Source organism: Bacillus sp. PK6-026, assembly GCF_054161455.1.
Genome location: NZ_CP096418.1, coordinates 917,414 through 930,070 on the forward strand (window position 1 = coordinate 917,414; position 12,657 = coordinate 930,070).

16 protein-coding genes are annotated in these 12,657 nt (G+C 46.8%); 9 read left to right on the forward strand and 7 right to left on the reverse strand.

The window, feature by feature from the left end; genetic code table 11:
• The first annotated feature begins 1 nt into the window (after window position 1).
• Window positions 2-898 (forward strand): PhzF family phenazine biosynthesis isomerase, encoded by an 897-nt coding sequence (locus M1D59_RS04545; RefSeq protein ID WP_020450616.1) that lies wholly within the window; start codon window positions 2-4, stop codon window positions 896-898.
• 102 nt (window positions 899-1,000) lie between these two features.
• On the forward strand, window positions 1,001-1,579 hold the full coding sequence (locus M1D59_RS04550; protein WP_020450617.1) for a nitroreductase family protein: 579 nt from the start codon (window positions 1,001-1,003) through the stop codon (window positions 1,577-1,579).
• Between the two features lie 33 nt (window positions 1,580-1,612).
• Here M1D59_RS04550 and M1D59_RS04555 read toward each other — a convergent pair whose 3' ends face one another.
• The 4 genes from M1D59_RS04555 to M1D59_RS04570 form a co-directional block, all read right to left on the reverse strand.
• Entirely contained in the window at window positions 1,613-1,807 is a 195-nt protein-coding gene (locus M1D59_RS04555) for a YfhD family protein (protein ID WP_020450618.1), read from the reverse strand.
• Between the two features lie 68 nt (window positions 1,808-1,875).
• Window positions 1,876-1,989, reverse strand: coding sequence for a YfhE family protein (locus M1D59_RS04560; protein ID WP_023856002.1), 114 nt, complete (start codon window positions 1,987-1,989; stop codon window positions 1,876-1,878).
• Window positions 1,990-2,056: 67 nt separating this feature from the next.
• Window positions 2,057-2,587, reverse strand: coding sequence for a GNAT family N-acetyltransferase (locus M1D59_RS04565; protein WP_020450619.1), 531 nt, complete (start codon window positions 2,585-2,587; stop codon window positions 2,057-2,059).
• Between the two features lie 266 nt (window positions 2,588-2,853).
• On the reverse strand, window positions 2,854-3,753 hold the full coding sequence (locus tag M1D59_RS04570; RefSeq protein WP_023856001.1) for a TIGR01777 family oxidoreductase: 900 nt from the start codon (window positions 3,751-3,753) through the stop codon (window positions 2,854-2,856).
• Window positions 3,754-3,821: 68 nt separating this feature from the next.
• Here M1D59_RS04570 and recX point away from each other — a divergent pair, with 68 nt between their 5' ends.
• Together recX and M1D59_RS04580 are read left to right on the forward strand one after the other, a co-directional pair.
• The gene (gene recX / locus M1D59_RS04575) at window positions 3,822-4,613 is read left to right on the forward strand and encodes a recombination regulator RecX (protein WP_020450621.1); all 792 of its coding nucleotides are present in this window, start codon (window positions 3,822-3,824) and stop codon (window positions 4,611-4,613) included.
• Window positions 4,614-4,617: 4 nt separating this feature from the next.
• Entirely contained in the window at window positions 4,618-4,932 is a 315-nt protein-coding gene (locus M1D59_RS04580; protein ID WP_224146587.1) for a YfhH family protein, read from the forward strand.
• A 29-nt stretch (window positions 4,933-4,961) separates the two neighbouring features.
• Here the strand turns inward: M1D59_RS04580 and M1D59_RS04585 are convergent, their stop codons facing one another.
• Complete coding sequence (locus M1D59_RS04585; RefSeq protein WP_003179922.1) at window positions 4,962-5,132, reverse strand: YpzG family protein; 171 nt, start codon at window positions 5,130-5,132, stop codon at window positions 4,962-4,964.
• 26 nt (window positions 5,133-5,158) lie between these two features.
• Window positions 5,159-5,308: a small, acid-soluble spore protein K gene (locus M1D59_RS04590; protein WP_003179924.1), complete on the reverse strand. Its 150-nt coding sequence runs from the start codon at window positions 5,306-5,308 to the stop codon at window positions 5,159-5,161.
• Window positions 5,309-5,438: 130 nt separating this feature from the next.
• On the opposite strand from M1D59_RS04590, the gene M1D59_RS04595 reads away from it, so the two are divergent.
• The 4 genes from M1D59_RS04595 (at window position 5,439) to M1D59_RS04610 (ending at window position 10,362) form a co-directional block, all read left to right on the forward strand.
• Window positions 5,439-5,708, forward strand: a complete 270-nt coding sequence (locus M1D59_RS04595) for a YfhJ family protein (protein ID WP_026580622.1) — start codon at window positions 5,439-5,441, stop codon at window positions 5,706-5,708.
• A gap of 742 nt (window positions 5,709-6,450) precedes the next feature.
• The gene (locus M1D59_RS04600) at window positions 6,451-7,410 is read left to right on the forward strand and encodes a glycosyltransferase family 2 protein (protein WP_020450623.1); all 960 of its coding nucleotides are present in this window, start codon (window positions 6,451-6,453) and stop codon (window positions 7,408-7,410) included.
• A complete protein-coding gene (locus tag M1D59_RS04605; protein ID WP_020450624.1) occupies window positions 7,379-7,780 on the forward strand; it encodes a GtrA family protein in 402 nt (133 codons plus the stop codon). Before M1D59_RS04600 ends, M1D59_RS04605 begins: the two co-directional genes overlap by 32 nt.
• Entirely contained in the window at window positions 7,777-10,362 is a 2,586-nt protein-coding gene (locus M1D59_RS04610; protein ID WP_458117836.1) for a YfhO family protein, read from the forward strand. Before M1D59_RS04605 ends, M1D59_RS04610 begins: the two co-directional genes overlap by 4 nt.
• On the opposite strand, the gene M1D59_RS04615 is transcribed toward M1D59_RS04610, so the two are convergent.
• On the reverse strand, window positions 10,359-11,342 hold the full coding sequence (locus M1D59_RS04615; protein ID WP_023855996.1) for a metal-dependent hydrolase: 984 nt from the start codon (window positions 11,340-11,342) through the stop codon (window positions 10,359-10,361). The two genes, M1D59_RS04610 and M1D59_RS04615, sit on opposite strands and share 4 nt — an antisense overlap.
• 206 nt (window positions 11,343-11,548) lie before the next feature.
• Here M1D59_RS04615 and mutY point away from each other — a divergent pair, with 206 nt between their 5' ends.
• The gene (mutY, locus tag M1D59_RS04620; RefSeq protein WP_020450627.1) at window positions 11,549-12,634 is read left to right on the forward strand and encodes an A/G-specific adenine glycosylase; all 1,086 of its coding nucleotides are present in this window, start codon (window positions 11,549-11,551) and stop codon (window positions 12,632-12,634) included.
• The last annotated feature ends 23 nt before the right edge of the window (window positions 12,635-12,657 follow it).

Sequence of the window (12,657 nt, forward strand, 5' to 3'; positions counted from 1 at the left end):
AATGAAGCAAATTGAAGTATTAAGATATGATGCATTTTCAAAGACGGCGGGTCTGGGAAACCCGGCGGGCATCGTGCTTGAAGCAGACGGATTGACCGATCGTGAAATGCAGAAGATCGCTGAACAGGCAGGCTATAACGAAACGTCTTTCCTGCTGCCGAGCGAGTCGGCCGACATAAGGATCCGCTACTTTACGCCGGGCCATGAAATGAATCTATGCGGACATGCGACTGTTGCTTCACTTTATGCGCTTCTGGAAAAAGGCGCGATCGAAGCCGGGGCGGAGTTGAAGGTCGAAACAAAAGCGGGTGTTCTTTCCGTGTATACCGCTTCTGACGGCAATCAGCGGTTTTTGGTGACGTTGGAGCAGGCGCCACCGAGTTTTCAGTCATTCACAGGAAGCAGAAGCCAACTGGCGGAAGCGCTGGGGATCAGCGAAGCGGACTTTCATGAAGCATTGCCCGTTGTTTACGGCAGCACAGGGATATGGACATTGCTTGTGCCGGTGAGAGATTTGGCCGCAATCCGCAGGATGAAGCCCGTTCAAGCTGAATTCCCCAACATTTTAACCGAAATGCCGCGGGCATCAGTCCACCCGTTTTGCCTGGAGACGATTCATCGGGATTGCCAGCTTCACGGCAGGCATTTTTCATCGCCTTATTCCGGAACGAGTGAAGATCCTGTCACAGGAACAGCATCAGGAGTGATGGGCGCTTATATGAAAACGTACGGAAAGGAATTCTGTGAAGAGGGCCGGACTGATTTTCTAATCGAACAGGGCCAGGAAATGGGAAAAGACGGAAAAGTGAAAATCGAAGTTGCGGAACAAAACGGCATCATGAAAGTGCGGATGACAGGAACCGCTGTATTTGCTGAAAAGCAGAGCTTCGAGGTGTAAAACAGATACCGCCTTTTTTTAACGAGTGATGATCATTGCAAACGCCAGCGGTAAACATTATAATCAACAATGATAATCATTTTCATTTGAGGGGGCGGCCACATGAACGACACGCTGGAAATTCAAAGTATTCGCGATTGTGTCAGAAATAGAAGAACGATTCGAAAGTTTAAACAGGATCCGGTGCCGAAAGAAGTGGTGCTGGAACTCTTGGAAGATGCGGTTTATGCGCCGAACCACAAGCTGACAGAACCGTGGCGGTTCATTTATATCGGGACGGAAAGCGGGAAAAAGAAGCATGCCGACAATTTAAAAGCGGCGTTTAAAGAGCTCAAGCCGAATATGCAGGAAGAACAAATCAATAAGTTCAGAGAGCATATTCTCAGCGTTCCGGCTTTTCTCTTCGTTATTATGAAAGAAGACGAAAACGAACGGGTCAGAAGAGATGATTTTGCAGCCGTCAGCTGTTTGATCCAGAATCTTCAGCTTCTCGCTTGGGAAAAAGGCATCGGCATGGTATGGAAGAGCGGGGAAGTTCTTTCTCATGAAACATTGCACAGGTTAATGGGGCTGAAGCGCGATGAGCGGGTAGCAGCTCTCTTGCAGATCGGATATCCTGCGGAAATTCCTGAAGCGAAGCACAGGACCCCGGCAGCACAGCTACTGACCGAATTAACTTAAAGAATGAGGCCCGGGAATCCCGGGCCTCGATTATTATTTTGACTGCCGCTTTTCCGCGCGCTTATCAGCCGCCTGCATGCGGGCTTGTGCTTCGCGGTCATCCTGATCGGCGAGTTCCGCAGAATATTCCTCGTATACTCCGTCAGCTTCTCTCTTATACTGATCAGGAACTTGAGGGAGCTTTTGCTTGTTTTTGTCACGGTTTTTGTGGATTGCATTTCTGCCCATATGATCACTCCTCATCAATAATCGGCCGGTCAAGCTTTATTGTTCGCTGATCAGGCTCCCGCTATGCATTACGATTTTTCCCTTGCGGCGCGCTCAGCCCTTTTAAATTCGCGCGAATATCTGACTTCCTGCGTCTTGTTCAGAGAGGATTTAAAATGCTCTCGTTTTTTCTTGTCAGCCATCTTTTCAAGCCTCCTCAAAACCTCAGTTATTCACAGGCTGTCCGTTTCAACGGCATTTATACAAGTTTTAAGCTTCTTTTAACCGGCGGTTTTCCTCTTCGAATGTTCTCATGCTGTACAGCGTGTACATATCTTTCGGAATTTCATACAGGTGAAATGTATCGCTGCCGGCCCAGTCAAGATCAGTCTTGACGGCATAGGGGAGCTTTTCCGCCGCTTTGAGGGAGCGCATATTTGTTTTTCTGATTTTCATAAAAACGGCTTCGATTTGCTTTTCATAAAAAAGCTCGCAAAAAAACGCGTCTTTCGCCCGTTGATTCAAGCCTTTTCCATGATAAGGTTTGCCGAGCCATGTGCCAAGGAAGCCTTTTTGATCTTCGATTTCATACAAGCTGATGCAGCCGACAGGGTTTTCCCATTCATCAAGTATCGTTCGCGATATCAGCTTTCCCTGTTCTTCTTCTTCGATCATGTTTTTGACATGAAACATATACTCTTCAATCGTCTCCGCTTTATTTCTGACAAAAGGGAAGACATCCGGATGGATCATCAGTTCAAAAAGTGCATAGCAGTCGGTCAGTTCCCGTTTCTTCAGCATGGCAGCCCCTCCTTAGTTTGAGGGCGGCTTTTACAGCAGAACGGGACGCATAAATCCACCCTCGGAATTTTTTAATTTGCGGAAACAGTTGTCCGCGTATCTTGCACATCCATTAAAAAATTCGGGGTGGGAATCGAACCCACTAAAACCAGAGACCTGGTGGCGCACCATTTGCCTTCCCTGTATTGTATGCTGCTAAAAAGATACTTACATTTTACGCAGCTGGGAAAGGAAAAGCTACAAGGCTTTTGTTGGGAAAACAGCTTTTATGTCAAAAGGTGTTGCAGGGCATCTTCCAGTTCGGGATATATGAAATGATAGCCGTTCTGAAGCGCTTTTTTCGGGAGGACGCGCTGCCCTTTCAGCACGAGCATGCTCATTTCTCCGAGGATGCCTTTTATTACAAATTCGGGAACCGGGAGCCAGTGGGGGCGCTTTTCTACTTTCGCGACGGTTTGTCCGAAGGTTTCCATCTGAACGGGATTCGGTGCCGTGACATTGACAGGGCCGGACAGCTGAGGCTGCTCAATCGCTGATAATATCATGCCGACGACGTCTTCGATATGAATCCACGGCACCCATTGCTGCCCTGAGCCGACGCGTCCGCCTGCAAACAATTGATAGGGGAACACCATTTTTGGGAGCGCCCCTCCGTCTTTTCCAAGCACCATGCCAAAACGCATCCAGACGGTGCGGATGCCAAGCGTTTCAATTGGTTCGGCTGCTTTTTCCCACGAAGCTGTCGTTCTGCTTAAAAAATCCTCAGCTGAGACGGGAGATTCCTCTGTGAATGTCTGTTCAAGACTCGTTCCGTAAATGCCGACTGCGCTCGCCTGAATGAAGGTGTTCGGCTTCTTCCGAAGACTTTGTATGATGCGGGCCGACTCCTGCACGGAGCGGAGGCGGCTTGCCGCGATTTCCGCCTTCGTTTTTTCATTCCAACGGCCGAAAAGTGATTTTCCGGCTAAATTGATCCAAACATCGATATCGGTCAGCTCTGTTTCAGGGCGGGTGCCGTTTTTTTGCCAGAGAACGTAAGAAGTGTTTTTTTGTTCGGTTTCAGCCGGTTTTCTTGTTAAAATATAGACGTGATGTCCCCGGGCGGTTAAGGCGTTTGTCAAATGCCTGCCGATAAAACCCGTCCCGCCGGAAATCGCAATCTTCATCATGATTCCTCCCTTTCATGATCATTAACCTTATTGTAAAAGAAGAAAACAAAAGAAGGGAGTTATTTATGCCATATATTACAAAGATTTCTGCCCAGAAAAACAATGAAGAACGGGTCAATATTTTTCTGGATGAAAAGTATGCGTTCAGCGTCGACCTGGACGTGCTCGTCAAGTTTGACCTGCGAAAAGGCAAAGAGCTTGATGAGCTTGATATCATTGAGATTCAGTACGGAGACGACGTTAAAAAAGGGTTCAAAAAAGCGCTCGATTATTTGTCATACCGGATGCGCTCGACAAAGGAAGTCAAAGACCATCTCAAGAAAAAAGACGTCGCAGATTCCGCGATCACAGAAATCCTGCATATGCTTAAAGGTTATAAATATTTGGACGACCGCGAATTTGCGGCTGCATATGTCAGCACCCACAGAAAAACGAGCGGCAAAGGCCCCGATGTCCTATTCAGAGAGCTTAAATTGAAAGGGATCGATGATGAACTGATTCAGGAAGCGCTCAGTTCGTTTTCGTTTTCCGATCAGGTCGAGGCCGCGGTCAAGCATGCGGAAAAAGTGCTGAAAAAAGAAAAAAAGCTGTCCTCCAAAGAGACGAAACAGGCCATCGAACAGCACCTTGTCAGAAAGGGGTTCTCCTTCGATGTCATCTCGGCCGCGCTTCAGGAAACGGATTACGAAAACGACGACAGCGCTGAAAGGGAAGCGCTTGAGAAGCAAGGGGAAAAAGCGATGAAGAGGTGCGGTTATGACGGATCATACGAAACGAAAATGAAGGTCAAACAGCATCTGTTCAGAAAAGGCTTTTCAATCGACATGATTGATCAATTTTTAGATGAAAAGGGATGAGAATATGGAGAAAAGATACAGTGAAATGACTGCACACGAACTGCACCAGGAAATCGCGGGTCTGACCGAAAAGGCAAGAAAAGCGGAACAAATGGGGATTGTGAATGAACTGGCCGTCCACGAACGAAAAATCGCGATGGCGAAAGCTTACCTTCTTGATCCGGCCGATTTTAAAGCCGGCAACGTATACGAAATCGAAAATGGGGGCGACGATTTCCATATCCGCTATATAAACGGCGTGTTCGCCTGGGGATACCGTCTTTCGTCACCTGATCATGAAGAGGCTCTGCCGATTTCTTTATTAAAAGAAAAGGGCTAAGCCAAAAGCTTAAACCCTTTTCGCAAATGTTATCTTGTCCGGATGCGCGTGTTGCGCTGGAGAATGATGAGGTCCTGGGTCTGCTGCGTTTCTCCGTTTACCTGCGCGCGTGCATGCTTTGTGTTTGCCCATGGCTGCGGATAGTTTTGCGTTTTCATCTGGTTAAAATCGTTTGTATACGGTTTGCGATTTGCACACAAAAGAAATCACTCCATCCCAGAAAAGTTTAGCGTTTGCCGGAAGCCCTCATTCTTTCTTGCGGATGAGTATTTGTGCTTCCGTCAGGGCGCTTTGAAGCAAAATCATCTTTGGCCCGGGGCTCGCCTTCAAATTTATTGTTGTTCATGTTCGGAAAGCCTCTTGATTTATTTCGCATCTCTTTTAGGCTCCTCCAATCAAGTCCATAATGTTTGCGTCTTCGGTTCGGAAGACGTAAGGTTAGTATATGAAAAGGACGACGTTTTCAAAAAGAAAGTTTTTTCCTTAGGGAAAGGGGGAAAAGCCAAGTGGAAGAGTACTTTGAAAAGCTGACAAATGCGCTTCTTGAAAAAAATCATATGCTGAGTTACGCACAAGCCAGAACATGGGTTGAACTGCTGTGGGGGGATTTCGAGGCGACATTTGCAAAGGCCGGCCACCCGTACAGAGGAAAAGAGCTGACAGAGCGTGTCGTCAAAGAGTGGATTGAGCACTATGGCAGCAAGTTGCATTTATTTCAAAATGATAAGCCTTATTACAAGGATCTGTTCTCCGGAGGCCGCGGGCTGCTTCATTAAGCATTTCTTTCGAAAAGAATGATTGGCGTGAAAGCGATTGTCATTGGTTCCGGATTGCCGGTGCCAGCGCCGCATATCAAAAGGAGCCCGGATGGCGCATGAAGGGCGTGAAGGCAAGGCGAGGCCGGAGCGGGAGCCGTCTGTCCGTTGAAGCGAAGACTGGTGTAAGCTTGCCTGATCAATGACCATTACATTGTGTCATTCGCCGATTCCCGGGTTGTCGGGAGGAGCCGCAAGAGGAGCGGGGTCACGGTTTCGACTGCAGCATAACGGCGTGAAGTCATGAAAAAAGCTCTGTCTGCAGCGTTCGGTCTTCCATCATGGAACAGTCGGAGAAATCAAATCCGGTTTTCACCCGATGACAAAGGGCATATTAAGGGGAAGGATTTGATTGCGGCGGCGGGCTTTGACCTCCGGTTTGACAAGCGGTCCTTACGAGGTTTTCCCTGCGGCTTCTTTGGCTTTTGGTGAAGAGCAGGGGTTTAATTTGGAAAAATATGATTCAATGCGAAAAATGTCGTAAAATGGGAAAACCATTAGGCTATCGTGTTTGATTCTAAAGCAATATCATTTTTTTACCACTTGTTCATAGATGTCTGATATAATGACAAAATAATCTTGTAGAAAATAGTACAGCGTGCCCACAGTTTTCCTTTTGTTGTGTGGGAAGCGGCTAGATGCAAGTATCCTGCCAAACGGATGCCGGATGCAATTTTATTATGTCCAAAAGAGGTGCCTTTAAGTGAAGAGAGGATTCGTTTCAATCATTATTCCTTCATACAATGAAGCAAGCAATATTAAATTGATTTATGAATCGTTGAGGAACGAATTTCAATCCATTGATTATGATTATGAAATTTATTACATAAATGATGGAAGCACTGATCAAACATTGGAGGAAATTAAAAAGCTAGCCGAAAAAAGCGAGCGTGTGAAATATATTTCGTTTTCACGGAATTTCGGCAAGGAGGCAGCCATCCTTGCCGGTTTTCAGCATGCCCGCGGCGATGCCGTTGTGGTGATGGATGCGGATTTGCAGCACCCGACATACCTCCTGCACGATTTTATTAAAGGGTATGAGGAAGGCTATGATCAAGTGGTCGCCCAGCGCAACAGAAAGGGAGACAACCCTGTGCGCTCCTACTTGTCGTCCCTTTATTACCGCTTTATCAATAATGCCGTGGAAGTCGATTTAAGGGACGGCGTCGGCGATTTTCGTCTTTTAAGCAGAAAAGCCGTCAATGCGATGCTGAAGCTGAGCGAAGGCAACAGGTTCTCAAAAGGGCTGTTTTGCTGGATCGGTTTTGACCAAAAGATTGTTTATTACGAGAACGTCGAAAGGAAAAACGGAAAGTCCAAGTGGTCGTTCCGCCACTTGTTGAACTATGGAATCGACGGGGTTGTGTCGTTCAACAACAGACCGCTGAGAATTTGTTTTTACGCCGGTATTTTTATCCTTTTTCTATCGCTTATTTATATCGCTGCGACATTCATCAGAATCTTAAAATACGGTGTGATCGTTCCCGGCTATTTTACGATTATTTCCGCCGTCCTGTTTCTCGGCGGCATCCAGCTTCTCAGCCTCGGAATCATCGGCGAATACATCGGGCGCATTTATTATGAGACGAAAAAGCGGCCTCATTACTTAATACAGGAGGCAAACATCGCTCATGGAGAAACTCATGAAAATCGTGAATCCTGAATTTATTCGCTTCGCCGTCGTCGGTGCAGTGAATACTTTGAATTACTATGCGGTGTATTTGCTGCTGCATGTTTTGCTTCAGTTGAATTATATGGTTTCACATATTGCCGCTTTTTTCGTCAGTCTTGTGATTTCTTTTTTCTTGAACTGCTATTTTACATTTAAAATCAAGCCGACGCTGGCAAAGTTTTTGCAATTTCCGCTGACACAGCTGTTTAATTTGACGGTATCTTCTTTGTTCGTCTACACGTTTGTGAATTTTTTCAAGATGAACAGTGAGGCAGCTCCGCTTGCCTCCATGTTTTTAACCGTTCCTCTGACATTTTTAGTGACAGGGAAGATTTTGAAAAAAGACAGGGGAAGAGTATGAAGAAAACAGTTTTTTTATTTGTGATCGCAAGCGTTGCAGTTTCCTTGGCCGCCCATTCCTTTTTTCTGTATGAATGGGCGCATGACCGCTACATGACTGGGAACGGCGACGGACTTGCACAAATGATTATTTTTAAGTCGTTTCTTTTTGAACAATACAAACAAGGGAACTTCTTTTATTCGTATTCTTTCGGTCTCGGAGGCGGGATCTACAGCCAGCTTGGCTATTATTTCACGACGTCTTTTGTCTTCATCGCTTCATCCGCAGCCATTTTTCTGATGCAGCTTTTGCATTTGGCCGGGGATGCGGACCCTTTGTTCTGGGCGCAGGCCTCTGTATTCATCAGTGTCATCAAGCTAAGCCTGATCATTTTAGCGGCAGCGTATGCGTTAAACGGCATGGTGAAAAACAAGCTTGCCGCCTTTACAGGTGCGGTCTTGTACGGTACGTCGGTCATCTATTTCAGGCACACGGTGTTCTGGGAATTTTTCAGTGACGCCATGCTGTGGCTGCCGCTGCTTGTCGCCGGAGCCGAGAAAGTTATCAGGGAAAAGCGGACAGGACTGTTTATTACGGCTTGTTCTTTAACGCTGATCAATAACTTTTATTTTGCCTATATCAACTTGATTTTCATTGCGATCTATATCATCTTCCGCTGGCTGATCCGGCTAGACCCGGAAAAGGAAGCGCCGAGGTGGAAACAATTCGGGATGTTCGCCGCTTCATGCCTGATTTCTTTCGGAATCAGCGCGGTTTCCTTTGTGCCTGCAGTTTACGGATTTTTAAACAATTTACGGCCGCCGTATAAACAGGCTGTCGCTGTATACGATCTGACGGACAACATTCTGTTTTCCAGCCGCATTGTCTTGCTGCCGGCTGTCTTTATGCTGTTCTTGTTCGCGTTTTCGTTCTATAAAAATAAAACGTTCAGGCTGTTTGCCTCAATCAGTGTGCTGCTTGTGCTTTTGCACTACAGCCCGCTTGCGGCAAGCGCGTTCAACGGCTTCTCCGCTCCGCAGAACCGCTTTGAATACCTGCTCGCTTTTACGATCGGGGGAGCGGCGGCCGCAGGAATGACCGAACTGAAAAACATCAGGCGGAAAGAGATGATATGGTCCATCCTGCTCGCCCTTCTGGTTTATATCGCGGTCATTTGGCGAAAAGACGTGGATTTATCACTGATGCAAAATTGGAGCATGCTTGTGCTTCTGTTCCTGACAATCGCCATCTTTACGGCGGCGGGGTTTCAATATAAGAAATCGCAGCTTTTTTTGCAAGCCTGCATTTTATTATCGTCCGTTCTCGTAGCGAACACGTATCAGAAATATGTTCTGTCTGAGTCAAGCGGCATTAAAGACGTCACAAAAAGCTATTTGACCAGCAATGAGTACAATGGCGAAGAACAGCGCCGCCTCTTAAACAACATTCGAAAAGACGATGACGGTGACCCGTATACAAGAATCGACTGGATGAACGGCGTGCGCAACAATACTCCGCTGATGCAGGATTTTAACGGCTTCAGCGCCTACTCAAGCATTCTCAATCGCGATCTTCTCCTGTTTTATTGGGAAGACCTGCAAATCGATATGGGAAGGGAAAGCGTCAGCCGCTACGCATCGATGGGCGACCGGGCCAACTTGTACAGCTTGCTGTACGGCAAGTATTACATGACGGAAAAAGAGAATGCCGCCAATGTTCCGTACGGGTTTATCAAAACGGATGAATCAGAGCACTACGCGGTCTATAAAAACAAATACACCATGCCGTTTATCCGGACCGCGCGGACAGTATTTACGGAAAAAGATTTAGCGGATGCGCCTGTTTTAGCGCGGGAGCATGCGATGCTTGAAGGAATCGTGCTTGAGAATGGCGATGATGGAAAAGTGCAGCCGCCGGACGTTCCTGATTTGATGAAGCAGACGAAGCTGAAAACCGAAGGGGCGAGCTATCATAACGGCGTCCTCGACGTCACCGCCGAAAATGGCGGCATCGATCTCATTCCCGAAGGTGGGCTCCCGAAAGAAGGCGACTATTATGTCGGATTTTATTTGAAAAGCCTTGCAAAAGACCAATTCTTTAACTTGCGGGTCAATGATTATGTAACATCAAGAAAATCGAACGAGTCGATTTACAAAACAGGTGTTTACGATTTAACGATCAGGGTCCCGAAAACAGATAAAATTTCAATCAGGCTGCCAAAAGGGAAATATCAATTGGACCATTTGAGCCTGCACCAGGAAGACTATCAATTGCTGAAAAAAGCGGCCGCCGAAAAAGCGCCGGCTGCCGACTTGGACTGGCGGAACAATCAAGTGTCCATCAGCTTTGACAATCAAAATGGAGACCGCTACATGGTCCTGCCGGTTCCGTACGAAAAAGGCTGGGAAGTCACTGTAAACGGAAAACCGCAAACCGTCCATAAGGCAAATTACGCGTTTATCGGATTTTCAATAGAAAAAGGGAAAAACGACATCCGGCTCGTTTATTACCCGCCGTACTTCAAAGCTGCCTTGGCCGTGACAGTCATCAGCCTCATCATCGGAATCTGGTACGGCAGAAGGAGAAAAAAGCTTGGCTCTTAAACAGAGCCAAGCTTTAATTTTTTCTGAAGTTTTTCCTCGCTGAAAATCCATCCCGTATAGGAGGTGATTAATTCGAGCGTGTCTCTGTCGATGTGCGCGATCGCCACGAAAGGGTAGTGTCCTTTGCTGCGGTATCGCAGATCGATAAAGCGGACTTCGTAGTGATCCTTATACGTATCGATCTCCCATTTGTAAACCGGTGAGAATGAAAGAAACGCCGAAATGTTCTTATCTTGTTTCGCCGCTTTCATCACGTTCGTATCCGGCACAGGCACCCTGTTGAAGGTGTCGACGATGACGACGTTTCCGTCCATGCTTCGTCCGACGTAAAAAGCCGATTTTGCTTTGACGGCAATTCGCCACTGCCTGAATTTCATCGTAGGCGAAATAATGATTTCTTCAATATCTTCGATTTTTTCACGGAGCTCATGCTTGATGTTCCTCTGCATGAAATACCTCACCAGATAATAACCGGCCAAGACGATGTAAAGAGCCAAAAATGTATAGCCCTGATGAGCGCCTGCCAGCCAAAAGGCGATGGCTATGAGATGGCTGACGAAAATAAACGGATCAAATGTATTAATCAAGCCGAGCGCTACCCATTTCCTTGAAAAAGGTCTGATCGCCTGTGTTCCGTATGCATTAAAAATATCCACGAACACATGAAGCGCGACCGCGGCAAAGGTCCAAAGCCACAGGTGAAGCAGATTGGCTTCGGGATAAAAGAGCATGAGAATGCCCGGAATCATCAGCGACCAGGCGAGAACAGCGGGGATGGAATGGGTGAATCCCCTGTGGTGCCTAATATAAACAGCGTTGTTTTTCAATTTCAAAACGGTATCGATATCCGGAGCCTGAGATCCGGCGATTGTCGCAATCATCACGGCTTGAGCCATTGATGGGTCCATTCCGACAACTGGATCAAGCGTCGCAATGCCTCCGAGTGCAACGCCCATGACAACATGTGTGCCAGTATCCATTGGTGACCTCCCCTAATGGTGCTAGAAAATCATTTTATTTTCCAAAAACAGAACGAACGACGGACCTTGCCTGAAATATTTAACGCTTTTGCTTTCTTCACTTTTAATGTAACATGTTATCGTATATGCATATAGTTTACAACAAAAAGCCGAAGTAACAAAAGATCGGTATGCAAATGTGACGTGCACAGGCAAGGAGAAGTTTCATGATGGATCTGCAAAAGAAATTAGAGCAAAAAAACATCAAACAATTTCAAGAAGATTTAATTTCTTGGTATGAGCAAGAAAAACGGGATCTGCCATGGCGCTCAGACAGCGACCCTTATAAGGTATGGGTGTCAGAAGTGATGCTTCAGCAGACGAGAGTGGACACGGTGATTCCTTACTTCAACAACTTTATCGAAAAATTCCCGACCGTTGAAGCGCTCGCTGAAGCCGACGAAGAAAAAGTGCTTAAAGCCTGGGAAGGACTGGGATACTATTCAAGAGTTCGGAACTTGCAGAGCGCTGTCAGGGAAGTCCACGAACGATACGGAGGAGTGGTTCCTCCTTCAAAAGAGGAATTCGGCAGCTTAAAAGGTGTCGGCCCTTATACAAGAGGCGCGGTGCTAAGCATCGCCTACAATCAGCCGGTACCCGCGGTGGACGGAAATGTCATGCGGGTCATGTCACGGATTCTTTCCGTATGGGATGATATCGCAAAGCCTAAAACCAAAACCCTGTTTGAAAAAATTGTCGAAGCGTTTATTTCTGAAGAAAAACCGTCCGAATTTAACCAGGGGCTGATGGAGCTTGGCGCTGTCATCTGTACGCCGAAATCGCCATCCTGCCTTCTCTGTCCCGTCCGAGAACACTGTTCCGCTTTTGCAGAAGGCTGTGAAAAAGAGCTTCCGGTTAAAAGCAAAAAGAAAAAACCCTCGGTAAAAACTCTTGCAGCCGTTGTCCTGACTGATGAAGAAGGATACATCTATATCCATAAAAGACCGGCATCAGGCCTTTTGGCAAACCTTTGGGAATTCCCGAACACAGAAACGCAGAAAGGGCTGAAGCACGAGCGCGAGCAGCTTGCGGCTTTTTTGAAAGAAGCAGCCGGAATAGAGGCCGAAATCGGTCCGCTTGAAGGAATCGTAGAACACGTGTTTACACACCTTGTCTGGAACATTTCTGTCTTTTTCGGGAAAACGCTCGATCAACCGGATGATTCATACTTTAAAAAGGTCACGAAAGAAGAGCTCGCTGAATATGCCTTCCCGGTTTCGCATCAGAAAATATGGAATATGTATATGAAATAGGCAGCTTGACTGTGCATGCTGCC

Excerpts from the sequence above, each read along its gene's own strand:
- M1D59_RS04545 (WP_020450616.1), top strand. The coding sequence starts at position 2 with ATGAAGCAAATTGAAGTATTAAGATATGATGCATTTTCAAAGACGGCG.
- M1D59_RS04550 (WP_020450617.1), top strand. The coding sequence starts at position 1,001 with ATGAACGACACGCTGGAAATTCAAAGTATTCGCGATTGTGTCAGAAAT.
- M1D59_RS04555 (WP_020450618.1), bottom strand. The coding sequence starts at position 1,807 with ATGGGCAGAAATGCAATCCACAAAAACCGTGACAAAAACAAGCAAAAG.
- M1D59_RS04560 (WP_023856002.1), bottom strand. The coding sequence starts at position 1,989 with ATGGCTGACAAGAAAAAACGAGAGCATTTTAAATCCTCTCTGAACAAG.
- M1D59_RS04565 (WP_020450619.1), bottom strand. The coding sequence starts at position 2,587 with ATGCTGAAGAAACGGGAACTGACCGACTGCTATGCACTTTTTGAACTG.
- M1D59_RS04570 (WP_023856001.1), bottom strand. The coding sequence starts at position 3,753 with ATGAAGATTGCGATTTCCGGCGGGACGGGTTTTATCGGCAGGCATTTG.
- recX (WP_020450621.1), top strand. The coding sequence starts at position 3,822 with ATGCCATATATTACAAAGATTTCTGCCCAGAAAAACAATGAAGAACGG.
- M1D59_RS04580 (WP_224146587.1), top strand. The coding sequence starts at position 4,618 with ATGGAGAAAAGATACAGTGAAATGACTGCACACGAACTGCACCAGGAA.
- M1D59_RS04590 (WP_003179924.1), bottom strand. The coding sequence starts at position 5,308 with ATGCGAAATAAATCAAGAGGCTTTCCGAACATGAACAACAATAAATTT.
- M1D59_RS04605 (WP_020450624.1), top strand. The coding sequence starts at position 7,379 with ATGGAGAAACTCATGAAAATCGTGAATCCTGAATTTATTCGCTTCGCC.
- M1D59_RS04610 (WP_458117836.1), top strand. The coding sequence starts at position 7,777 with ATGAAGAAAACAGTTTTTTTATTTGTGATCGCAAGCGTTGCAGTTTCC.
- M1D59_RS04615 (WP_023855996.1), bottom strand. The coding sequence starts at position 11,342 with ATGGATACTGGCACACATGTTGTCATGGGCGTTGCACTCGGAGGCATT.
- mutY (WP_020450627.1), top strand. The coding sequence starts at position 11,549 with ATGATGGATCTGCAAAAGAAATTAGAGCAAAAAAACATCAAACAATTT.